The following is a 21,955-nucleotide window of genomic DNA, read 5'->3' as shown; positions in this document are numbered from 1 at the left end:
AGTTGATCACAACAAAAGAGGTCCAAGCACCGCAAGCTCCCCTCAACCTGAGGAAGGCCGGAGGCCTGGCTTGAAGGATGGGCAACGTGTTCACGCGCCTGCCGCCGATCCTTCGAGACGGACCTTTCAGGTCCTCCTCAGGATAAGGTCGTCGGTGCGGAACGGCTGCACGGCGGCGGCGGCAATAACCCCTCCGTCGCCGCCCCGGACGCAGCGCGGCGGAGATCCGGGACCGGAGACCCGACGGGTTCAATGAGTTGATCACAACAAAAGAGGTCCAAGCACCGCAAGCTCCCCTCAACCTGAGGAAGGCCGGAGGCCTGGCTTGAAGGGTGGGCAGCGTGTTCACGCGCCTGCCGCCGATCCTTCGAGACGGACCTTTCAGGTCCTCCTCAGGATGAGGTCGTCGGTGCGGAACGGCTGCACGGCTGTGGTGGCAATAACCCCTCCGTCGCTGTCCCGGACGCAGCGCAGCGGAGATCCGGGACCCGGACAGGACAGGTTCACTGTGTAGATCACAATAAAGATGACACCAACAGCGCGATGCCTCCTCATCCTGAGGAAGGCAGGCCGGCAGAGATTGGAAGGTCAGACCCGGCCGGGCGTGCGTAAAGGGTGACAAATCAGCAACGGTGATAAGGATTGTTGCACCCGTGACGGACTTCCCGCGAGCGACTGCCCCGGGGCGGTTTCAAAGTTCTTCCTGATAAAAAGTTCATTGTTTTAAGTGGCTTGCAGTGATTTTTGCGGTTCGGAAGTGCAACATGCATAGGCAGTTTCATCAGGCCGGTTCACGCAAGTTTGGACGCTGTTGCGCGCAAACCATTGCCCCTCAGACAGCTAAAATTTTCGCTAAATGCGCATTGAGCGCAGTGATTTTCTGAAAAACACAATGAAATCAGCACTCTGACCAGCCAGGACATGAGGGTTTTCCTTGCGCTCTGTGGCATAACGCGCGGGCAGGCAAATCAGGGAGATTGAGGGCAACCTGTAATGTCGGCTGGGAAGTAATATCAATGCTGAAGCACTCCACCTCTCTTGGAACCCTGTTCGGACGCCGCCGCTGCCCGCTGTTCCTGGCCACCGCGCTCCTGATCGCGCCGGGTATCGCGCATGCGCAAACCGTGCATACGATCGTCGACACAGATAACTTGAATGAAACGAACGGGGACTGGCCCGGTGGGAGCAACGAACTGACTGTCGATGGCGACTCGCTGATCGTGGACGAAGGCGTCACGATGACGATCGATACGGACGGTGCCGGTTTGTTTGTATCCGGTGTGGCAGATGTCGTGATCATCAACAACGGCTCGATCTATACGTCCGGTACCCAGGCCAACAACGGTGCCAGCGATTCCGCTACGCGAAGCGGCGGCTATGCCGATGGCATGTATATCGTCGGGGCCGACTATGCGCAGGTCACCAATAACGGGCTGATCGACGTGGATGATTATCGTGGCACAGCCATGTTCGTTCAGGGGGAGAGTGCGCTCATCACCAACAATAACCAGATAACGGTACGCGGTGAATATGGGATAGGTATGAGCCTCGGCCGCGGCAGCGATGCGTACCTATTGAACAGCGGCACGATTACCATGAACCTCGCAAACAACGTGACTGGTATGAATGTTTTTGGATGGAACCCGGCTGATGATCTTGGCGATCCCACCGACAACAGGTTCGCAACCACGACCGGTCACCTCCTTGTCAACACGGGGGTGATCGAGTGGGTGAAGGATTCGACCAACACGGGCTTCATCGGGATGCGGATGGATGGTACCGACGAAGAAGCCACCGGCGTTCCTGATGAATATGACCAATACCGCTACATCGTCGATGCGCAGATGTACAACTACGGCACCATCCGGGTGATCTTGACCGCGCCACCGGGCGACAGTGGGGCGGCATACCATGCCGCGGGCATGCGCACGGCCGCGCACAATGTCGACATCTACAATTATGGCACGATTGACATCGGGTCGACCGGCCGGGGTATTGACGCAACCGGGTCCGGACTCGGGGTTTACAACTATGGAACCATCATCGTGGACGGCGGCAACGCGGATCCCACCAATAATGGTCTCCTTTCCGTCGGTATGGAAGTCTTCCTGGATCGGGCAATCCTAAATTACGGCGATGACCTCACGACCGACATCCTTAGAACCGACGGTACGGAAGCAGACTACAGAAACAAGACTGTGAATGCAGGCCTGATCCGGATCAACAACACGCGGGCCACGCTTGGCGCCGGGGTGCACATTAAGGGCGACTCGGGTCAGGATTTCTACAACTATGGGACGGTCATCTCACCGAATGGCTGGTCTCTCCTGCTGGATGCGGACGACGGACAGGGCAGCACGGGCATTCCCTACGAGAACAACGTTTATTTGTTTGATGGCTCACTTCTTGTGGGTGATCTCAACGTCAATCCTTATTCGCGTGTGGAGTGGAACCTTCACTTTGGTGACGGCTACAATGCGGCTCTGCGTTTCGACGACACAGAAAATCAGATTTGGTACAGCAATCGTATCCATCTGGGGGGAGCATTTCCCACCGGTTTCCATTCACCGAACGGTTTTGTTCTGGTCGACAACGTGGCGTATGTGGTCGATCTGGAATCCTACTCACAGCAGGATCAAACAACTTGGTCCATGGTTTCCATGATCCAGGATGCTGTCGACGAGGAAACGAAGACGCGGCCGCCTGAGGGCGACTTCGCTTTCAATGGCGACGGCAGCGGTGGTCCTTCCAACAAATGGGCACGGATGTTCGCGGGCTGGGTGTACGATCCGGGCGACGGGGCGGTCGTCGTCGGTGACGAAGCCTCCGACGAGCGTGATGGTGGCTATAGCGGCTATTCCGCCGGCACGATCGTCGGCGTGAATAAGGCGGAACGCAGCTATTTCTTCGGCGCTGCCTACAGCCAGGTTTCCAGCATCGACGACATGGACAACGACACCGGTTATGAAACCTATTCGGGTACGCTTTTCGCCGGGATTTCCTCAACTCTCAGGGAGCGGTTCAATCTCTCGATGACGACGGGTGTGAGTTTCAATCACACGGATCGGGACATTGCCGACAACCGGAGCGTTACCGGCCTCGATTCTGTTACCGCCAACTATGTCTCGGCGTTCCTGTCTCCCTCGCTGCTCGTCGACGGGCCGTGGGGCAGCAGCATGCGGCTGAACTATCTCGGAGCATGGACCCAGGACCACTCCTATGAACTCGCCGGCGGCGAGGAACTGAAGGTGAAGAAGCGCTACGCCCACGTGTTCGGCTCGCAGTTCCAGATGACGCATGACATCCCGATGATGGAGAAGGTGCCACTGATCGGCGAGCGGTTCGCTGCCCGGGTCCGATACGGTGTCGAAGGCCACTATGCCCTTGGATCGGATATTAAAAGTACGGTCACGCTGCCAGGCTTCACAAGATATAGTGACAGCCTGAAGACACCTTACAACGACGGTTTCACTGCCCGCGGCTTTGCGGGACTGGATATCGGCCCTGCCTTTGTCGAAGCCGGTTATGACACGGATGAGCAGGTTTCCGTCAGCGCCGGCCTGAAAATAAGGTTCTGACGCGAACCACCGTTAAGCGGCCCCTCACAACGGGCCACCCGGAACTGGCCGCCGGCGGACCTCCAGGCGGTCAGTTTCTTTTGTTTCAAGGCAGGTTTTCGTGGGCATCGGGAACGTGCGACCGGTGTCGTCCCGAACGTGATCCGGGATCCATGCCGTTCCGTTTCTGCTCGTTGGGGTGGGAACGTTTGCTGTGCCCCTCATCCTGAGGAAGGCCGGAGGCCTGCCTCGAAGGGTGGGCTGCATGTTCATGCGCCTGCCGCCGATCCTTCGGGACGGACCGTGTCGGTCCTCCTCAGGATGAGGCCTTTGGTGCGGATCTGCTGCACGGCGGCGTGCTTGTGCAGGGCGCGTCATCACCACTGTCTTCATCCCCGGCTTGATCGGGGATCCAGTCCACGGTGCCATTCAGGGAGTTCTCCCGAGCGGAGGGCAATCGGAATGGATTGCAGGGTCAAGCCCTGCAATGACTGAGGGAGAGAGCGCACTGGTCCTCTTCTTCGTCACCCCGGGCGAACAGAGTGAGACCCGGGGCCGGAGAGCCACGCTGTGCTGCGATGAAACGTGCTAAGCGCCTTGGGTTCCCCGATCCCGGCTCGCGCTGCGCTTGGCCGGGATGACGAAACCAATGGGTATTCATCTTTCCTGACTGACGCCTGACGGACCGGCGGCCAAGCAAGTTTCAAACGTTGCAGGTCTCTCCATGGCTCGACCATGGCATCCATGCCGTTCCGTTTCAGCGTGGTGAAGCGGCAACAGTTGCAGTCCCCCCTCATCCTGAGGAAGGCCGGAGTCCTGTCTCGAAGGATGGCCTGCTCGTTTATGCGCTTGCCGCCGATCCTTCGAGACGGCCCCTCCGGGTCCTCCTCAGGATGAGGTCATTGGTGCGGATCGGCTGCACGGCGGCGTGCTTGTGCAGGGCGCGTCATCACCACTGTCGTCATCCCCGGCTTGATCGGGGATCCAGTCCACGGTGCCATTCAGGGAGTTCTCCCGAGCGGAGAGCCATCGGAATGGATTGCAGGGTCAAGCCCTGCAATGACTGAGGGAGAGAGCGCACTGGTCCTCTTCTTCGTCACCCCGGGCGAACAGAGTGAGACCCGGGGCCGGAGAGCCACGCTGTGCTGCGATGAAACGTGCTAAGCGCCTTGGGTTCCCCGATCCCGGCTCGCGCTGCGCTTGGCCGGGATGACGAAACCAATGGGTATTCATCTTTCCTGACTGACGCCTGACGGACCGGCGGCCAAGCAAGTTTCAAACGTTGCAGGTCTCTCCATGGCCCGACCAAGGCATCCATGCCGTTCCGTTTCTGCTCGGCAGGGCGGGAACAGTTGCTGTGCCGCTCATACTGAGGAAGGCCCTGAAGGAGCGGAGTCCGTGCGGTGCCGCGTCCCTCCTTCACTTTCGATTGAAGTCATACCGTCGATAATTTTGAGACATCAGGCTATATATTTGCTTCAAATAGTAAAATCTGAAAAAATTTTCAGAATAAAAAGCGACTTTGATCAAACAAACAGCCGGTATATTACTTTTTTACTTTTTCTTGCTAGGAAATTGTGTGTGTGGGGGCGTCCGTCAAGTGAGGCGTCCATTTATGTTCACCGTTATTCTAGGGCCACGCCCGAGGCTCGCGTTTTTTCCGCGCCGTGGTGTCGCACCGGTGGTTCCCGGGCCGGTTGCAACTTTTGTGCTTCTCCAGGTCGAGAGCAATCAGAAATTCTCCGGAACCAGGGAGCCCGGCTCCGCGCGCGCAGCTCCGTTTTCCTGCGGTCGAACGAAGAGAACAGTCAGCGGCACCTTCGCGTCGCGTCGCATGCCGACCGCGAAGACCGGACTTTGCCGCGGACAGGGAAACGGGCAGGGCGATGATTGAGTTCCGGTCCGAAATGCGCCACGGACCAACGCGCGAAACCGCTGTTGCAGGTGACAGCCGGGACAGGCCGAAACCGGGCCGGGGCGAGGTGCTGATCAAGCTGCATGCCGCTGCCGTGAACCCGGCAGATTTCCTTTCGGAAAACGGCAAGAACGCGTTTGTCGTGAAAACGAAGTTTCCGCATGGCAGCGGGCTTTGCGTTTCCGGTATCGTCGTCGCCAAGGGCGCGAACGTCACGGCCCGTGACCTGGGAGATGCAGTCTACGGCTACCTGCCAGACGCTGTCCTGAGCACATGCGCGGCGTTCCAACCGGCGCATGCCGCCCATGTCAGGGAAATGCCGCTGAATGCCGATTTCCGCGAGGCGGCCGGTCTCCCGCTTGTCGGAAGCGCGGTCATCCAGGCTTTCGGACAAAACGGTCCGAGGGCGGGCGACCGCATTCTGATCCACGAAGGCGGCGGCGCAGTCGGCTCCTTTGCAATACAATACGCGAAGTTTCTCGGAGCCACGGTCTTTACAACGACCAGTACGGAAAACGCGGACTGGGTCAGGGAACTTGGTGCAGACGGTATCCTGGATTATCAGCTCGTCGACTACCGTGACGAATTGCGTGATCTGGACATGGTCCTGGACACGCTTGGGGGCGATGCCACCTTCTCCGCTTTCGATGTGATCAGGCCGGGCGGGGCCGTCGTCAGCCTGTTTGGACCCGTCGACGACACGGCCGCGAAACAGCTGAAACTCAATCCCCTGATGCGGCAGGTTCTCTGGTTCAAGGGGCGTGATCTCCGGCGCAAGGCGAAAGAGAAAGGTGCAAGGTACACCTTCGTCCCCATGGTGCCGGACTGCACACATCTGGCAATAATCCAGGAACTTGTTGAATCGGGAACGGTCAGGCCGGTGGTCGACACCGCGAGCTTCGGTCCGGCCAGTGCCATGGAGGCGCTCGCATATCAGGGGAGGGGCCGCGCCCAGGGAACGATCGTTCTCGACTTCGCGGGCTAGGTGACCGACCCGCCAAGACGTGTGGCTGGCGATTGGAAGATGGCGGAGAGGCAAGGGGTTCCCGGTTGCCTCTGGAAGAGCGTGTCCGCAAGGAGGTCAGGGCATGGATTGCAGGGTCAAGCCCACTGCTGTCCGGTTTAACCCGGCAATGATCTATTGCGGCGATCCCTGGTCGATGAACGTGTCATCCCTGCTGACGCGAAGCGGAAGGCAGGGAACCAGGACCCTCTTGTTTCACCATCTTCATCTAACCTCCAGTGACACGGCGTACTGGATCCCGGTCTTGCCGCATATGCGTCAAACCGGGACGACAAATCCGGGAAGCAAGTCCGTATCCCGACTTGGTACCGATCGGAATTATGAAGCTTTCTCAACGACACAAGTTCGATCGCAATTTCTAAACCGGACAGCAGTGGGGCAAGCCCCGCAATGACGGGCGGGTGAGTACGGATTCCAGAAAAAACACCCATACGCATTGGTCATGCCATGGCTCGATCATGGCATCCATGCCGTTTCAGGTCCGCTTGTCAGGGCGTGCGCGGTTGAAGCGTCAGGGTATGGATTGCAGGGTCAAGCCCTGCAATGACGGTGAGGGAGGTCACTGGTCCTCTCCTTCGTCACCCCGGGCGAACATAGTGAGACCCGGGGCCGGAGAGCCGTGGTGTGCTGCGATGAAACGTGCCAAGAGCCTTGGGTTCCCGTTCCCCGATCCCGGCTCGCGCTGCGCTTGGCCGGGATGACGAAACCAATGGGTATGCATCTTTCCCGAATGACGCCTTACGGACCGGCCACCAAGCAAGTTTCAAACGCTCCAGGTCATGCCATGGCTCGATCATGGCATCCATGCCGTTGCGGTTCAGCCCGGCAGGCGCGCGCAGTCGGAATGTCGCCTCATCCCGAGAAAGCGCGTGAGCGCTCTCGACAGGGATGGACCGGCAATGCCGGAGGCGGCAATTTTGCGCTGCGTCTCGCGTGCTCCCGCTTTCTTTTCTATAGTGCCCGTGAAACGCAGAAGACGGGACGCGGCGAGGGGAAACATGGCGGGATTGAGTGGAACGGACGGCAGCGCTCCTGAAGAAAGTGCCTGCCCTTTTGCTCGCAAGGCAGCAGAATTCGATCCTTTCGACGCGCCCTATCAGGCCGATCCTGCTGAAGCGCTGCGCTGGTCGCGGGCACAGTTGCCCGTCTTTTTCAGCGAAAAACTCGGCTACTGGATTGTCAGCCGCTACGAGGACATCAAGGCGGTTTTTCGCGACAATATCCTCTATTCGCCGTGCATTGCCCTGGAGAAGATCACCCCGGCACCGCCGGAAACGATGGAGGTTCTCAAGAGCTATGGCTATCAGCTCAACCGGACCATGGTGAACGAGGACGAGCCCGCGCATATGGAACGGCGGCGGGTGCTGATGGATCACTTTCTGCCTGAAAACCTGGAAGCCAAGCAGGACATGGTGCGTCGGCTGACACGCGAGAAAATGGATACCTTCATCGATAACGGCCGCGTCGATCTGGTCGGCGCGCTGCTCTATGAAGTGCCGCTCAACGTTGCCCTGCATTTCCTGGGTGTGCCCGAGGATGAAATCGCGGTTTTCAAGACTTTCTCCGTTGCGCATTCCGTCAACACCTGGGGCAGGCCGACCGATGAACAGCAGATCGCGGTTGCCCATTCCGTCGGGCAGTTCTGGCAATATGCGGGCAGGATCATCGAGCGGATGAAGCAGGAGCCTGACGGCACCGGCTGGATGCATGAAACCATCCGCAAGAACGCGCAGATGCCGGATGTGGTGACCGACAGCTACGTGCATTCCATGATGATGGCAATCATCGTGGCCGCGCATGAGACGACCTCGCTTGCCTCAGCCAACATGTTCAAGACGCTTCTGAGCCACCGCCAGGCATGGGAAGACATATGCAATGACCCGAGTCTCATTCCCAATGCGGTCGAGGAGTGCCTTCGCTACTCCGGTTCCATTGTCGCCTGGCGAAGACAGGTGACGGCGCCGGCCCGGCTCGGAGGGGTGGAACTGCCGGAAGGGGCCAAGCTGCTGATCGTTCAAGCGTCGGGTAACCAGGACGAACGCCATTTCGAAGACGGGGACAGGTTCGATATCTACCGCGACAATGCTGTCGACCACCTGACCTTTGGCTATGGCAGCCATCAGTGCATGGGCAAGAATATCGGCCGCATGGAAATGCGGATCTTCCTGGAGGAATTTACACGCCGCCTGCCGCATCTGAGCCTGTCAGAGCAGACGTTCTCCTATGTTCCGAGCACGTCTTTCCGTGGGCCCGAAGAGCTCTGGGTCGAATGGGATCCCGCGCACAATCCCGAGCGGCTCGATCCGGGCGCTTCCCGCGGCGAGCGCCATTTCCCCGTCGGTCCGCCGCTCCGGCGGGACATTGCACGCAAGGTCAGGGTCGCCGGGGTCCGGTGCGAGGCCGAGGACGTCATCGGCCTGACGCTTGTGGATGCACGGGGCCGCGCCCTGCCAAACTGGAGCGCGGGAGCGCATATCGAGCTTTCGATCGGAGGGTTTGACCGCAAGTATTCTCTTTGCGGACAGCCGGGCATGGGCGGTTACGACCTCGCGATCCTGCGCGAGGCGAACGGACGGGGAGGCTCCGCGCATATTCACGCCACCATTGAAGAAGGTATGGAGCTGCGGCTGCGGGGGCCGCACAATCTCTTTCGCCTGGATGAGAGCGCGGACCGGCACATCCTTGTGGCTGGCGGTATCGGCATCACGCCGATCATCGCCATGGCCGACCGTCTGAAAGCGCTCGGCAAGTCCTATCAGGTTCATTATTGCGGCCGTTCGCGGCGTGCTATGGCCTTTCTCGAGCGTCTTGAGCGCGACCACGGTTCCTGCCTTTCGATACATGCGGGCGATGAAGGGCAGCGGGCCGATCTGGGACAGATCGTCAATGGGCTGCCTTCGGGCGGGCAGATTTACGTTTGCGGTCCGGAACGGCTCATTGCCGCCGTTGAACAGCTGACAGCGCATCTGCCGGACGGCAGCTTTCATTTCGAATTTTTTGCCGGCGGGAGCACCGGTCTGGATCCTGCCCGGGAAGCGGCATTCGACGTGGACCTTGCCGACTCGGGCCTGAAGTTGAACGTGGCTGCGGACGAGACACTGCTCGACGCCATCCTCGCAGCAGGCATCGATGTCGCCTGTGATTGCCGGGAAGGGTTGTGCGGCAGCTGCGAAGTCGCGGTCCTGGAAGGCGCGGTCGACCATCGGGACATGGTTCTGAGCCGCGGCGAGCGCGCGCAGAACGACCGGATGATGTCTTGCTGTTCGCGCGCGCAGAATGGCGGCAAGCTCAAACTGGCATTGTAGAGCGCCGATCGTTCACAGCATGCGGCAGGGGTTTCCATCGCCGTCCCGGAAAACCTCGGAGAATTGGGCAGGATCTCATTCTGTTCGTTCGGGGTGATTTTCGAGGCGCAAGGCGGAGCACAGGCAACACACCTCATCGTGAGGAAGCGCGCGAGCGCTGTCTCGAAGGATGACCCACACTCATGTGCCTGACGCCCATCCTTCGAGACAGGCCTCGAGGCCCTCCTCAGGATGAGGCTGGTGTTTTATCCGAGGTGACGGCAGTTGAAGAAAGTCGCCTGTGTCCCGCAAAGTGTCATCCCCGACCTGATCGGGGATCCAGGCCGTTTCACGTTCGCTTGCCAGCGCGTGTGTGGTTCAAGCGTCAGGGCATGGACTGCCGGATCAAGTCCACTGTTGCCGGGTTTGGAAAAGGGTTCTGAAACAAAGAGGCTACTGGTTCCCTGCCTTCCGCCGCGATTCAGCAGGGAAGACAAGTCTGCATGCGTGAACGCGTTTCAAGGGACTCATTTCTTAAACCGGCCAGCAGCGGATCACGTCCGGCAACGACGGAGGACCGGATACTTGTTCCCGGCGCCATATGGGCGTCATCCCTGTTCATGCGCACACGCGATACGGTGGCTGGTGCTTCGCCGGTCTCTGGATCATAATGCTTCTGTCCGTGTTCGCACGGAAGCCAGCAGAGCAACTTGCTTTGCGAGCCAATAAACTGACACCGGGAGGAACAACATGTGTCAGATCTTTGCGGGACAGGATCCCGAGCGCTATGCCACGCAGACACGCAGTATGCGTTTGAACGGGCAAAGCACCAGCATCCGGCTGGAGAATGCCTTCTGGGAAATCATCGACGAGATTGCACGGCGCGATAATGTCTCGACGCCGACATTCATTTCCACACTGCATTCGGAGGTTCTGCAGCTGCGGGGGGAGCCGACAAACTTCACGTCGCTGCTGCGGTGTGCCTGCCTGAAATTCATCGAAATCAATCCGGGCATCAATGTAGCGGACATGCTTCCCACGGCCTTTGAAGACCCTGAGCCGGAGAAAAAGCTCCAGGTGGTATAAGTATACCACCCACCCGTTGCCATGCCTTCTACCCTTCCGCCTAGTCACAGCAGCGGGAGGACGGTCTTTTGGCCAAAGCTATTCACTCCATGATCCGCGTTCTGGACGAAGGGCGGTCGCTTGCCTTTTACGAAAAGGCGTTCGGACTGACGGTCAAGGACCGCCTGGATTTCCCAGAATTCGCTCTCATTTACCTGAGCAATCCGGAAAGCGACTTCGAGCTCGAACTCACGGTGAACAAGTCGCAGACCGCCGCGTATGACCTCGGCGACGGTTACGGCCATTTTGCGGTTTCCGTTGAAGATCTCGACGCCGAGCACGCGCGTTTCGAGGCCGAGGGGCTCAATCCACGAAAACTTGTCGAATTCGCACCGGCGGGGGAACTGGTCGCCCGGTTTTTCTTCGTTGCGGATCCGGACGGGTACCAGATCGAGGTGCTCGAGCGGGGAGGCCGCTTCCAATAACGATCAAGAGGGAGGAGAGAAGATGAGGAAGGCAAACGGGCCGAGGGGCCTCAGCCGCAGGCAATTGCTATTGAGCGCAAGCGCAGCTGGCGCTTCGTTCGTGATCGGGTCAGGTTTCATCGCTGCCAGGGACGCGGCCTGGGCGGCCGAGGTGACCACCTTGAAGCCGGAAACCTTTGCAACGCTGGTGCAGATGGCCAGGGACATCTACCCGCATGACCGCATCGCCGACGAGTTTTATGTGATCGCGGTGCAAGGCTACGACAATTCGGACCTTGCCGAAGAGGTCGAAGCCGGAATAGCGGCTCTTGATGCGGCGGCGCAGGGCAAGGGGCATGACGGATATCTGGGCACCGGATGGGAGCGCGACCGGGTGGATATCCTGCGCAACATGGAAGAGAGCGCGTTTTTCCAGAAGATCCGCGGCGGTCTTGTGACCGGGCTCTACAACCAGAAAGCCGTCTGGCCGATCTTCGGCTATGAGGGCGAAAGCTATTCCAAGGGCGGTTATATCGACCGCGGCTTCAACGACATCAACTGGCTTTGAGCCGTAGGGGAGGACAGGACTATGGCTGCACCATTTGATCTGAACGACGACACTGTTGTCGTCGTTATCGGAACCGGCGCCGGCGGCGGCGTTCTTGCCAACGAACTGGCGCAGAAGGGCGTCAGTGTGGTCGCCCTTGAAGCGGGCGGGCGGTATCTGCCGGAGGATTATGTCAACGACGAGTGGGAGAGTTTCGGACAGCTTGCCTGGGTTGACCCGCGCACGACAAGCGGCGACTGGCGCGTGTCCAAGGACTTTTCAGGACTTCCTGCCTGGATCGTGAAGGCTGTCGGCGGCACGACAACGCACTGGGCCGGGGCGTCCCTTCGCTTCCAGCCGCACGAGTGGAAGGCGGCGACAACCTATGGAGATGTTCAGGGCGCCAGCCTGCTCGACTGGCCAATCGATGCCGAGGAAATGGAACCCTGGTACGCGAAGGCCGAAGACAAGCTTGGCGTGACCCGGACCAACGGCCGTCCCGGATTGCCGGGGAACAACAACTATCTCGTGTTCGAGAAAGGCGCACGGGAACTCGGCTACAAGGACGTGCACACGGGCCGGATGGCGATCAACGCAGAGGACTTTGACGAGCGTCTGCCGTGCCAACAGACCGGTTTCTGCTTCCAGGGGTGCAAATGGGGGGCGAAATGGTCCGCCGCCTATACCGACATCCCCCGGGGCGAGGCGACCGGGAACCTTGAGGTCCGCGAGCGCGCTCATGTTGCCAGGATCCTGCATAACCCGGATGGAAAAGTGACGGGGGTCGAGTACTTCGACAAGGACGGCAACTTGCAAATGCAGAAGGCCCGTATCGTTTGCGTGGCCGGAAACTCCTTCGAATCCCCGCGCATGCTGCTCAATTCGGCATCGGCGATGTTTCCGGACGGACTGGCGAATTCCAGCGGACAGGTCGGACGCAACTACATGCGGCACATGACAGGCTCCGTTTATGCGGTCTTCGACAAGCCTGTCCGCATGTGGCGCGGCACGACGATGGCCGGGATCATCCAGGATGAATCGCGGCATGACCCGTCGCGCGGATTTGTCGGGGGCTATGAAATGGAAACGCTCGCGCTGGGCATTCCGTTCATGGCGGCGTTCCTTGACCCGGGTGCCTGGGGCCGGGAGTTCACGTCCGCCCTCGACCAGTATGAAAACATGGCCGGCATGTGGCTGGTCGGTGAGGACATGCCGCAGGAAACCAACCGGGTGACGCTCAATCACGATGTCAAGGATCAGTGGGGCCTGCCGGTCGCCAATGTGCATTTCAGCGACCATCCAAATGACATTGCGATGCGCAATCATGCCTACAGGCAGGGCGCTGCGGTCTACGAGGCGGTGGGGGCGACACGCACGTTCCCGACACCACCCTATCCCTCGACCCATAACCTGGGCACCAACCGCATGTCGGAGAACCCGCGGGACGGTGTCGTGAACAGGTGGGGGCAGACCCATGACATCGCCAACCTGTTCATTTCGGACGGATCGCAGTTCACGACCGGTGCAGCTGAAAACCCGACGCTCACGATCGTTGCACTGGCAATCCGGCAGGCGGATCACATCGCCAGTGAAATGAGCGCAGGCACGCTCTAAAGAGCACTGCGAAACGTATCTCCGGAGGCCGATCCCGGCCTCCGGATCTTTTGTGTCGGATGCCGTGTGGGAGGCATGTCTCGATCCGCGTCAGGCCGGGATCTGCAGGAAGAGCAACTCCCGCCGGATGTTCCGGAACCAACGGCTGCTCGAAGGGCCGTCACCCGGTTCACGTTCGCCCGGGCCGTTGTAGTCAAGCCGGTCGTTCATGACCCTGGACCCGTCCCAGAAATCGATATGGTCTCCGGCGGTTCCGTCCGAACGCTGAAAACAATCCTCGAAGTAGATGATGCCGGGGCGGCCAGCGATCGCCTGTTCGATCTGTGCGGCCGTCAGCGCGTTTGTGCCGGCCTTGGAATAGCGCTGGAAGGTCCAGAATTCCCGCAGATACGCAATCAGACGGGAGGCGCTGGCGTTGTGTGCCACTCCGGTCCCGCATCTTCTGTTCGACGCCGAGTGCGTGTAGCGGATCCTGGTGCGGTCGAAATGGAATCCGATATCGGCGCGCATCAATGCAACGCTCATGCGGATCGCACATTGGTTGGTGATGTCCTGTGCGCAGGGCAACCCGTTGACTTCCCGGAAGCGGCGGTATTCGCGCAGGAGAACGGTTGCCGTCGGCGGCCGGACAGAGCCGGGACCCAAAGTCTGGGCGCTCTCGGCATTTGGCGTGACGACGGGTGCGGGTGTGATGCTGACCTGGGCCGGCTGGTGCGGGGCATCGCGGTCCAGCGCCAGCCAGGTCAGGCGTCCGGCGATGCCGTCGCCGCGGCCGTCGTCAGCCTGCCCCTTCATCTCCTGAAACCTGGAGACGGCCGCCACAGTCTCTCCGCCATAATCGCCGTCAAGGGTTCCGTCCGCCCGGATCGAGCGCCGCATAGTGGCGGCATTCACCGCGATCAATGCGTTCTGCAGAATGCGGACAGCGTCCGTGTCGCGCTCGCCGCGGCGCATTGGCGGTGCATTTTCCGCAGCGTTGCGTATTCGTTGATTGTCCCTGAACAATGGATTGGTGAGTGGCATCGTAGAGTTTCCTCAATAAACATCCGGCTCGCATATGTCAGTCCCTGATTCAATGTCGTGATTTTCATCACGTTCAGGATTATTCCCGCTTCGTTTAGATGTTTTTCAGATGCTTTCACGAAATTACGTTGGGGAAATACCGCTCAACAACCACGTAATTTTTAGTAAACGCTTTCAAGGCAGTTTTACAGGAAAGCTGCGGAGCTTGATCCGCAAATACACCCTTGCCTGCAACCAGGGAGCGGTGGTCGGCGATTTCCTAATCTTGCGGCGCGTATGTTGAACACAACCGGCCTTGTAGTTAGGGAGAATTTTTAGGGCCCCGGAAAGTCGGCTCCTAGTATAGTGTGCCCTTACGGCAAGTAATTCATGTTTCTTTGTCTCGAGAAAACAACCAACTTAATATTTCCATAATTTTTGTCAGAAAAGTTTTTTCCGAACTTTCAATATGTCACAATGACTTGGTTAAATTTAATTGTTGTCTCACTGGCTCATGTTTTGATATTGTAATAATTCGCAAATGAAGTGTAGTTTTCGGAAATACAAGTTATTAATACTTTTGTACTACCTTGAGTTCATGGCGCTTGTTTGTGCGCTGCACACTCTAGGGGGACTTCAAACGATGTCTACACTGCGTAATGCACTTGTTTCCACGCTGGCCGCATCTCTTATGATGTCGTTCGGTCCGGCGTTTGCTGAAGATGGTGTCAGCGACACCAAAATCCTGTTCGGCCAGGCGGCGGCTCTCGAAGGTCCGGCAGCGGCGCTTGGAACCGGAATGAAACTTGGTATTGAAGCGGCCTTTGCCGAGGCGAACGCCGCAGGTGGCGTACATGGCCGTATGGTTGAGCTGGTGAGCATGGATGACGGCTATGAGCCGGACCGCTCCATCGCTGCCGTGAATACGCTGATCAACGACAAGAAGGTATTTGGCCTGATCGGTCCTGTCGGAACGCCGACTTCCAAGGCGACGCAGCCGATCGCGACGGCAGCAAAGGTTCCGTTTGTCGGTCCGTTCACAGGTGCAGGCTTCCTGCGTGACCCGGCGCATGGCAATATCGTCAATGTCCGCGCAACCTATGCGGCTGAGACAGAGGCATGGATCGAGCATCTGAACGGCGCTCTCGGCCTCGACAAGATCGCCATTCTCTATCAGGACGACGGTTTTGGCCGCGTGGGTCTTGCAGGTGTTCAGGCCGCTATGGAAAAGCGCGGACTGGAACTGGTTGCAGAAGGCACCTACCAGCGCAACACGACGGCGGTTAAGTCTGCTCTCCTGGAAATCCGCAAGGCAAAGCCGCAGGCCGTTGTCATGGTCGGCGCCTACAAGCCGATCGCGGAATTCATCAAGCTTGCCAAGAAGGTCAAGATGGACGCCGAGTTCGTCAACATCTCCTTCGTCGGTTCGAAAGCCCTATCAGCTGAACTTGGCGATGCAGGCGAGGGCGTGATCATCTCGCAGGTTGTTCCGTTCCCGTGGGACACGACCGTTCCGCTCGTGAAGGAATATCAGGCTGCTCTGAAGGCGAAGGATCCGTCTGCCGAGCCCGGGTTCGTCACGCTGGAAGGTTATGTCGTCGGTCGTCTGGCTGTCATGGGCCTGGAGAAAGCCGGCAAGGACGTCACCCGCGAGAACTTCCTGAACGCTTACTGGAACACCGGTGACTTCGACATGGGCGGTGTGACGCTGTCCTTCGGTCAGGATGACAATCAGGGCATGAACGACGTGTTCCTGACGACCATTCAGAAAGACGGCGGTTTCTCGCCGATCGACAAGCCGGCAAGCTAATCCGGACATGTTCGCTGGCCCGGAAATCCGGGCCAGCGAACTACATTTTTCCATCTGGGGTCAGGTGATAGGGCAGACATTTGTTCTGAGAGGACTGTCGGGGACATGGCTGGGTACAGAAACATTTTTTCGGGTTTGCTTCCAAAGGGTTCAGCGTTGAAGTTGAGAACCCGGGGCAAACTCTTCTCCGCATTTGCAGGTCTGGTCCTGCTGACCGCGACAGCGATCGGCATCGGGCTTTTTTCGTTCCAGCGGGTCGAGAGCGGCTTTTCGGATCTGTCTGAGAACAGACTGCCCTCGATTGAAAACGCGGCCCAGCTTGCGCTCACCAGTACGGAAGTCGCGACGGCGGCCGCAGCTGTTGCCAACAGCGTCACGCTCCAGTCGCAGGAAGTGTCCTTCCGCGCCCTTCAGAATTCCGTGGCCCTGATCGAGCAGATCGAATCCACCTTCGTCGCGTCGGATGCGAACCGGGACATCGTCAACGAGCTCTTTTCGCAGAGCCAGACTTTCCAGGAACGCCTCGGTGTGCTTGACCAGGCGACGAAAGAGAAAATTGCCGCACGCGAAGCCAAGGACGCCCGCATGGCGGCTCTGTTCAAGGCCTATGACGGTGTGAACAGTGCAATAACGCCGATCGTGGACGACGCCTATTTCACGGTTGTGCTGGGCGGCGAGGATGCCGCTGCACAGAGCAGGGACCTGGTCGACAATCTTGCCAACAAGGAAATGGCCAAGCTGCGGCTCTATCTTGAACTGCGCGCGGAGACCAACCTGCTTGTCGGCCTCGCCGAAACGGTCGCCTTTGTCGATGATCCGGCGCTTCTGACGCTGTTCGAAGACAAAATCATCGCGACGCAAACAAAGATCGCCGAATACCGCGAAGAACTGGCGTCCATGGAACTGGTCACAGGCGCTGAGGAGAATTTCGACCAGCTTGCCGCACTCGTTGAAAAGACACTTGCCAAGAGCGGCTCCGGCGCGATTTCGTCCCATGAGCAGAAGAAGACCCTGCATGAAGCCATCGGCCTGCAGAAGACCATCGACGATGCGCTGATCATGCAGATAGACGATCAGCTGTTCACGCTGACGATCGACACCGAAGAGGCCGTCACCGAGAATTCTGCGATCATCTCCGATCTCCTGAACAACCAGGTCGGTCAGCTCAAAACCACGCTTGAAGCACAGGCGTTTGCGAACAAGTTCGTTGCGACCCTCGTGCAAGGTGGTCTCACGGAGGATGCAGCCCTGCTCGTGCCCTTGCAGGAGAAGGTCACCGCCGATGCTAAGCATATGCGCGACGGTCTGGATGCACTGGGGTCGGAAGATATCCAGGCACAGCTTGAGCAGCTGCTTTCCTATGGCGATCCGAAGAACGGGCTGCTCAGCGATCATCTCGAGGAGCTGAGAAGCACCCAGAAGTCGAACGAGCAGGTGACGGAAATGTTCACGGCGGTCGAGCGCATCGGCCAGTCGGTGGCATCGCTCATCGAACTCGAGCTGGCCGCCGTCGACCATGCGACGGAGCAGATCAACGCGCTTCTCGATAACGGATCGATGGCCCTGATCGGGATCGGAATCGCCAGCCTCGTGATTGCAGCTGCTATCGGGCTCTTTGTCGTCGACCGTGGTCTCGTCAAACCGCTGCTCGGTCTCGTCAATATCACACGCGATCTTGCGGATGGTCATCTTGACGTCCGGGTCGCAGGCACGAACCGGAACGATGAAATCGGAGACCTGGCCAAGGCCGTCGAGGTGTTCAAGGAAAATGCAATCGAGCGCAGCAATCTTGAAGCCGTGTCGCGCGAAGAGCAAAACGCTCAGCTGGAGCGGCAGGCCCGTATCGACACCATGATCACGGAGTTCCGCGACGAAATCGAATCCGTGCTCGGAAACGTCACCGCGAACATGGAACAGATGCAGGCCACGGCGCAGGTGCTGAGCCAGATTTCCAGCGAGACGGCGTCGCAGGCATCCGAAGCCGAAGGCAGTTCCACTGCCGCTTCGGAAAATGTCGGGTCCGTCGCCGCTGCGACGGAGCAGCTTGCAGGGTCGATTGCAGAAATCGGCGAGCAGGTTTCCCGCGCGACCGAGATCGTCACCAACGCATCGGGCAGCGCCCGCATGACGACGGAGAAGGTTTCCGAACTTGCGGAATCGGCCAACAAGATCGGCGAAGTGGTGACACTGATCCGCGCGATCGCGGAACAGACCAACCTCCTGGCGCTCAACGCCACGATCGAGGCCGCACGTGCCGGCGAGGCTGGAAAAGGCTTCGCGGTCGTTGCCGCCGAGGTCAAGGAACTTGCGACACAGACATCGAAGGCAACCGAGGAAATCGCCACTCAGATTGAAGCGATCCAGTCGTCGACCGCCGACTCCGTGGTCGCCATCCAGGAAATCCGGGACACGATGGAGCAGGCAGACGAGACAACGTCAGCCATCGCCGCAGCGGTCGAGGAACAGGATGCATCCACGGCGCAGATCTCGCGCAATGTCCGCGATGCCGCAGAAGGCACGCAAGGTGTTGCCAACAACATCTCCGGCGTCATGAACGCGGTTGCCGAGGCAGCCCAGTCCGCCGGCCAGGTGGAAGTGGCGTCCAACGAAGTTGCCGATCATGCACGCCACCTCAAGGGTGTTGTTGACGACTTCCTGGCGAAAGTCGCGGCCGCATAGGGCATCTGCCTCGGCTGTTGCACTGCCCGTTCAGGCGGGCGGAATGACGGAGACTAAGAAAAAGCGGCACCGGGTGCTGCTTTTTTGCTGTGCGGGGAACGGTGCTCTTGCCTTCACGGTGAGGGAACACGGCAGATGGATTGATTTCCATGTCAGCGCTGTTATGTTATCGATAACAAAATCGATTGATCAGGAGTTGACATGAGCTTTGTCCGGGAAACGAAAGTGTTGACGCATCAAGGAGCGTTGGCAGTCTTGACGTCGGCAGTGGCAAAGGCCGAAGCGATGGGGCAGCCCCAGTGCATCGTTATCGTGGATGCCAATGGCGAAGTGCTGGCGGAGGTCCGGATGACGGGGGCAAAGTTCTTGAGCCGGAAAAGCGCGCTTGCCAAAGCGCTTACTGCAGCCTCGATTGGCGGAGAAACAACCAACATTCCGGAAAGCGTGCGCACCGCCATCGGACTTGCAACTGAAGGAAAGGTCACCGGACTGCCCGGTGGACTGCCCATCCGGCTTGATGGCGTCCTTTTGGGCGGTATTGGTGTCGGGTCCGGATCAGGCGAACAGGATATCGAGGTTGCAAAGGCCGGACTGGCTGCCATCGGAGCTTAGCGCTGGGCTAGGTGATGGACTCATAAATGAGGCCGAACTGGTTTGAGGTGGCTTGCTTCTCGTCAAGGAGCGGAAGCGCAGGAAAAGTGGCGCATTTTCAAGCTTTTCGCAACGCGGAGGAGGCGCAAGCCGGTCAAATCCGAACGACATGGAAATGGCTTCATCCCGTCGCGTCAGCGTGCTTGACCGGGCAGGAAGCCCGCTCCGCACACCCTTCCTGAAGGGATTTCGCCATTTCGCATGCCATTTCAGTCTCGTTTATGAGGCCATCACCTAGAGAAGGTCCGGCGCGAAGCCCTGATGGTGTTCAAGCGGGCACCCGTCAGGCGAACGCAATCTGGGCCTTGACTGCCCGGCTTCTGTCGCTGGCCAGCTCAAACGCGGCAGCGGCTTCTTCAAGTGGCAAGGTTTGCGTGATGAAGGGTTTCACGTCGATCAGGCCTTTCTGCATCAGGCTGACAGCGGTGAAGAACTCCTCGTGAAAGCGGAACGAGCCCTTCAGTTCGAGCTCCTTTGCAGTGATCGCCATCATGGGCAGGCTCATGTCGCCACCCAGGCCAAGCTGGACGATCTTGCCGCCCGGACGCATGGCGGCAATACCCGCCGCAAGAGCAGGGGCGGCACCGGAGCATTCGAACAGCACCTCAAAGGTGCCCTTGTCCGGTGTGAAGCGGTCAAGGCCGTTGGAATTCTCGGCCATGTTGATGGTCAGATCCGCACCGGCCGTCCTGGCCATTTCCAGTGTGAATGGGCTGAGATCCGTTGCGACGACAAGATCCGCGCCCGCCCTGCGGGCGGCCAGAATGCAGAGGATGCCAATGGGGCCGCAGCCCGTCACCAGCACCGATTTGCCCATCATGTCCCCGGCCTGACGGACCGCGTGCAGACAGACAGAGAGAGGCTCGGCCATGGCCGCTTCACCAGAGGTCAGACCGTCTGCGGGTGCGCATTGCGCAGCATCGGCCACCAACACCTGGCGGAATGCGCCCTGGATATGGGGGAAGGGCATGGCGCTGCCGTAAAACCGCATGTCAAGGCACTGGTTGTGTCGGCCCTCATTGCAGAAACGGCAATTGCCGCAGGGTCTTGACGGAGATACGGCGACGAGCTGGCCGACCGACAATCCCGTGACACCGTCCCCAAGCGCGGTGATGTGGCCGGACACCTCGTGGCCCAGAACCATCGGCTCCTTGAGGCGTATCGGGCCGAAACCGCCGTGATTGTAGTAGTGAAGATCCGAGCCGCATATGCCGCCGGCCGCCAGCCTGATCTGAACTTCGCCGGAACCGGGCTGCTGTTCTTCCTGCTCTTCGATCCGCAGGTCTTTTTCCCCGTGAATGACGATCGCTTTCATGCCTGCCTCACAGAACCGGGGTGAGCAGGTCCTGGCCTGCAAAATGTGCCTTGAGATTGTCACGGACCAGTTTGCCCATGGCCTTGCGCGTCTCAAATGTTCCGGACGCGTGGTGCGGCTGCACAAGCACGTTGTCCAGTTCAAGAAAACGCGGATTGAGCGCCGGTTCGCCCTCGAAGACGTCCAGCGCCGCCGAGCCGAGGCTCTTGCTTTCCAGCGCGTCCAGCAGCGCAGCTTCGTCAATGTTGGACGCCCGGCTGATATTGATGATCATGCCTTCGGGGCCAACGGCCTCGATCACGTCGCGGTTGACGATGTGCCGCGTCTGCGCGGACGCTGCCAGGGTCACGAACAGGAAATCCGATCTCTGCGCGAGTTCAACCGGATCTGCGATGAAGGTCCAGTCCGGTGCGTAGTCCTTTGCGGAAATGTCGGAATAGGCGATATCGAGATCGAAGCCGGCGAGCCGTTTGGCGACCTCGAAACCGATGCGCCCGAGGCCGAGGACACCGGCGCGCTTGCCCCAGACCCTGCTTTTCAGGGGATAGAGACCCTTTTGCTGCCAGCTGCCGTCGCGCACCCAGGTTTCCGCGCTGATCATGCCGCGCGACTGAACGAGCATCATCGCGACGCCGAGGTCGGCGACATCGTTGGTCAGGACATCGGGCGTGTTGGTGACGCGGATGCCTTTTTCCCTGCAAGCCTCAAGATCCACGGCGTCGTAGCCGACACCGTAGACGGAAACGACTTCAAGGTTCGGGCAGGCCTCGATCATGGCACGGTCTGCCCCAAGCTCACCCCGTGTCGCGATCCCCCTGATGGAACCACCGACGCTTTGAAGGAAGGCGGAAGTATCGGATGCCTCAAAATATTTGTGCATGTTGAAAGCGTCTTCCAGCGGGATCTGATCCCAGTCGGGATAGGGGCCGACCTGAAGAATGTCTGGCTTGCTCATTTTGGCTACTCTCGGGTTGACAAGTTATGTTATCGATAACATAACAAAAGAAAGTGTCAATTGTTTCTGTAGA

The 21,955-nt window shown here is 59.1% G+C and carries 14 protein-coding genes; 11 read left to right on the top strand and 3 right to left on the bottom strand.

Annotated features, from left to right (window positions below; all coding sequences use genetic code 11):
* Positions 1-1,016: 1,016 nt before the first annotated feature.
* From RBB49_RS20095 to RBB49_RS20065, 7 genes are all read left to right on the top strand, one after another.
* Positions 1,017-3,578 carry a hypothetical protein gene (locus RBB49_RS20095; RefSeq protein WP_306144673.1) on the top strand — a complete coding sequence of 854 codons (2,562 nt, stop codon included), beginning with the start codon at positions 1,017-1,019 and terminating at the stop codon, positions 3,576-3,578.
* Between the two features lie 1,865 nt (positions 3,579-5,443).
* Positions 5,444-6,457, top strand: a complete 1,014-nt coding sequence (locus RBB49_RS20090) for an NADP-dependent oxidoreductase (RefSeq protein WP_306144672.1) — start codon at positions 5,444-5,446, stop codon at positions 6,455-6,457.
* 1,037 nt (positions 6,458-7,494) lie between these two features.
* Complete coding sequence (locus RBB49_RS20085; RefSeq protein WP_306144671.1) at positions 7,495-9,801, top strand: cytochrome P450/oxidoreductase; 2,307 nt, start codon at positions 7,495-7,497, stop codon at positions 9,799-9,801.
* A 729-nt stretch (positions 9,802-10,530) separates the two neighbouring features.
* Complete coding sequence (locus RBB49_RS20080; protein ID WP_306144670.1) at positions 10,531-10,866, top strand: ribbon-helix-helix domain-containing protein; 336 nt, start codon at positions 10,531-10,533, stop codon at positions 10,864-10,866.
* A 68-nt stretch (positions 10,867-10,934) separates the two neighbouring features.
* The gene (locus tag RBB49_RS20075) at positions 10,935-11,330 is read left to right on the top strand and encodes a VOC family protein (protein ID WP_306144669.1); all 396 of its coding nucleotides are present in this window, start codon (positions 10,935-10,937) and stop codon (positions 11,328-11,330) included.
* A gap of 22 nt (positions 11,331-11,352) precedes the next feature.
* Positions 11,353-11,877, top strand: coding sequence for a Twin-arginine translocation pathway signal (locus RBB49_RS20070; RefSeq protein WP_306144668.1), 525 nt, complete (start codon positions 11,353-11,355; stop codon positions 11,875-11,877).
* Positions 11,878-11,898: 21 nt separating this feature from the next.
* Positions 11,899-13,470 (top strand): GMC family oxidoreductase, encoded by a 1,572-nt coding sequence (locus RBB49_RS20065; RefSeq protein ID WP_306144667.1) that lies wholly within the window; start codon positions 11,899-11,901, stop codon positions 13,468-13,470.
* Between the two features lie 90 nt (positions 13,471-13,560).
* On the opposite strand, the gene RBB49_RS20060 is transcribed toward RBB49_RS20065, so the two are convergent.
* Entirely contained in the window at positions 13,561-14,493 is a 933-nt protein-coding gene (locus RBB49_RS20060) for a T6SS effector amidase Tae4 family protein (RefSeq protein WP_306144666.1), read from the bottom strand.
* A gap of 622 nt (positions 14,494-15,115) precedes the next feature.
* On the opposite strand from RBB49_RS20060, the gene RBB49_RS20055 reads away from it, so the two are divergent.
* From RBB49_RS20055 to RBB49_RS20040, 4 genes are all read left to right on the top strand, one after another.
* Positions 15,116-16,282, top strand: coding sequence for an ABC transporter substrate-binding protein (locus RBB49_RS20055; protein WP_306144665.1), 1,167 nt, complete (start codon positions 15,116-15,118; stop codon positions 16,280-16,282).
* Between the two features lie 156 nt (positions 16,283-16,438).
* A complete protein-coding gene (locus tag RBB49_RS20050) occupies positions 16,439-18,961 on the top strand; it encodes a methyl-accepting chemotaxis protein (RefSeq protein ID WP_306144664.1) in 2,523 nt (840 codons plus the stop codon).
* Between the two features lie 201 nt (positions 18,962-19,162).
* Positions 19,163-19,573, top strand: coding sequence for a heme-binding protein (locus tag RBB49_RS20045; RefSeq protein WP_306144663.1), 411 nt, complete (start codon positions 19,163-19,165; stop codon positions 19,571-19,573).
* Positions 19,574-19,727: 154 nt separating this feature from the next.
* A complete protein-coding gene (locus tag RBB49_RS20040) occupies positions 19,728-19,850 on the top strand; it encodes a hypothetical protein (RefSeq protein ID WP_306144662.1) in 123 nt (40 codons plus the stop codon).
* 45 nt (positions 19,851-19,895) lie between these two features.
* On the opposite strand, the gene RBB49_RS20035 is transcribed toward RBB49_RS20040, so the two are convergent.
* Together RBB49_RS20035 and RBB49_RS20030 are read right to left on the bottom strand one after the other, a co-directional pair.
* On the bottom strand, positions 19,896-20,927 hold the full coding sequence (locus RBB49_RS20035; RefSeq protein ID WP_306144661.1) for an L-idonate 5-dehydrogenase: 1,032 nt from the start codon (positions 20,925-20,927) through the stop codon (positions 19,896-19,898).
* Positions 20,928-20,934: 7 nt separating this feature from the next.
* Positions 20,935-21,882, bottom strand: coding sequence for a 2-hydroxyacid dehydrogenase (locus RBB49_RS20030; RefSeq protein WP_306144660.1), 948 nt, complete (start codon positions 21,880-21,882; stop codon positions 20,935-20,937).
* Between the last annotated feature and the right edge of the window lie 73 nt (positions 21,883-21,955).

It is taken from the genome of Roseibium sp. MMSF_3412 (assembly GCF_030733265.1).
In the GTDB taxonomy this organism is placed as follows: domain Bacteria; phylum Pseudomonadota; class Alphaproteobacteria; order Rhizobiales; family Stappiaceae; genus Roseibium.
Note: the sequence above shows the minus strand (reverse complement) of the source record. Positions and strands in the feature narration are given on the sequence as shown.

Excerpts from the sequence above, each read along its gene's own strand:
- RBB49_RS20035 (WP_306144661.1), bottom strand. The coding sequence starts at position 20,927 with ATGAAAGCGATCGTCATTCACGGGGAAAAAGACCTGCGGATCGAAGAG.
- RBB49_RS20030 (WP_306144660.1), bottom strand. The coding sequence starts at position 21,882 with ATGAGCAAGCCAGACATTCTTCAGGTCGGCCCCTATCCCGACTGGGAT.
- RBB49_RS20065 (WP_306144667.1), top strand. The coding sequence starts at position 11,899 with ATGGCTGCACCATTTGATCTGAACGACGACACTGTTGTCGTCGTTATC.
- RBB49_RS20090 (WP_306144672.1), top strand. The coding sequence starts at position 5,444 with ATGATTGAGTTCCGGTCCGAAATGCGCCACGGACCAACGCGCGAAACC.
- RBB49_RS20080 (WP_306144670.1), top strand. The coding sequence starts at position 10,531 with ATGTGTCAGATCTTTGCGGGACAGGATCCCGAGCGCTATGCCACGCAG.
- RBB49_RS20055 (WP_306144665.1), top strand. The coding sequence starts at position 15,116 with ATGTCTACACTGCGTAATGCACTTGTTTCCACGCTGGCCGCATCTCTT.
- RBB49_RS20070 (WP_306144668.1), top strand. The coding sequence starts at position 11,353 with ATGAGGAAGGCAAACGGGCCGAGGGGCCTCAGCCGCAGGCAATTGCTA.
- RBB49_RS20045 (WP_306144663.1), top strand. The coding sequence starts at position 19,163 with ATGAGCTTTGTCCGGGAAACGAAAGTGTTGACGCATCAAGGAGCGTTG.
- RBB49_RS20060 (WP_306144666.1), bottom strand. The coding sequence starts at position 14,493 with ATGCCACTCACCAATCCATTGTTCAGGGACAATCAACGAATACGCAAC.
- RBB49_RS20085 (WP_306144671.1), top strand. The coding sequence starts at position 7,495 with ATGGCGGGATTGAGTGGAACGGACGGCAGCGCTCCTGAAGAAAGTGCC.
- RBB49_RS20095 (WP_306144673.1), top strand. The coding sequence starts at position 1,017 with ATGCTGAAGCACTCCACCTCTCTTGGAACCCTGTTCGGACGCCGCCGC.
- RBB49_RS20040 (WP_306144662.1), top strand. The coding sequence starts at position 19,728 with ATGGCTTCATCCCGTCGCGTCAGCGTGCTTGACCGGGCAGGAAGCCCG.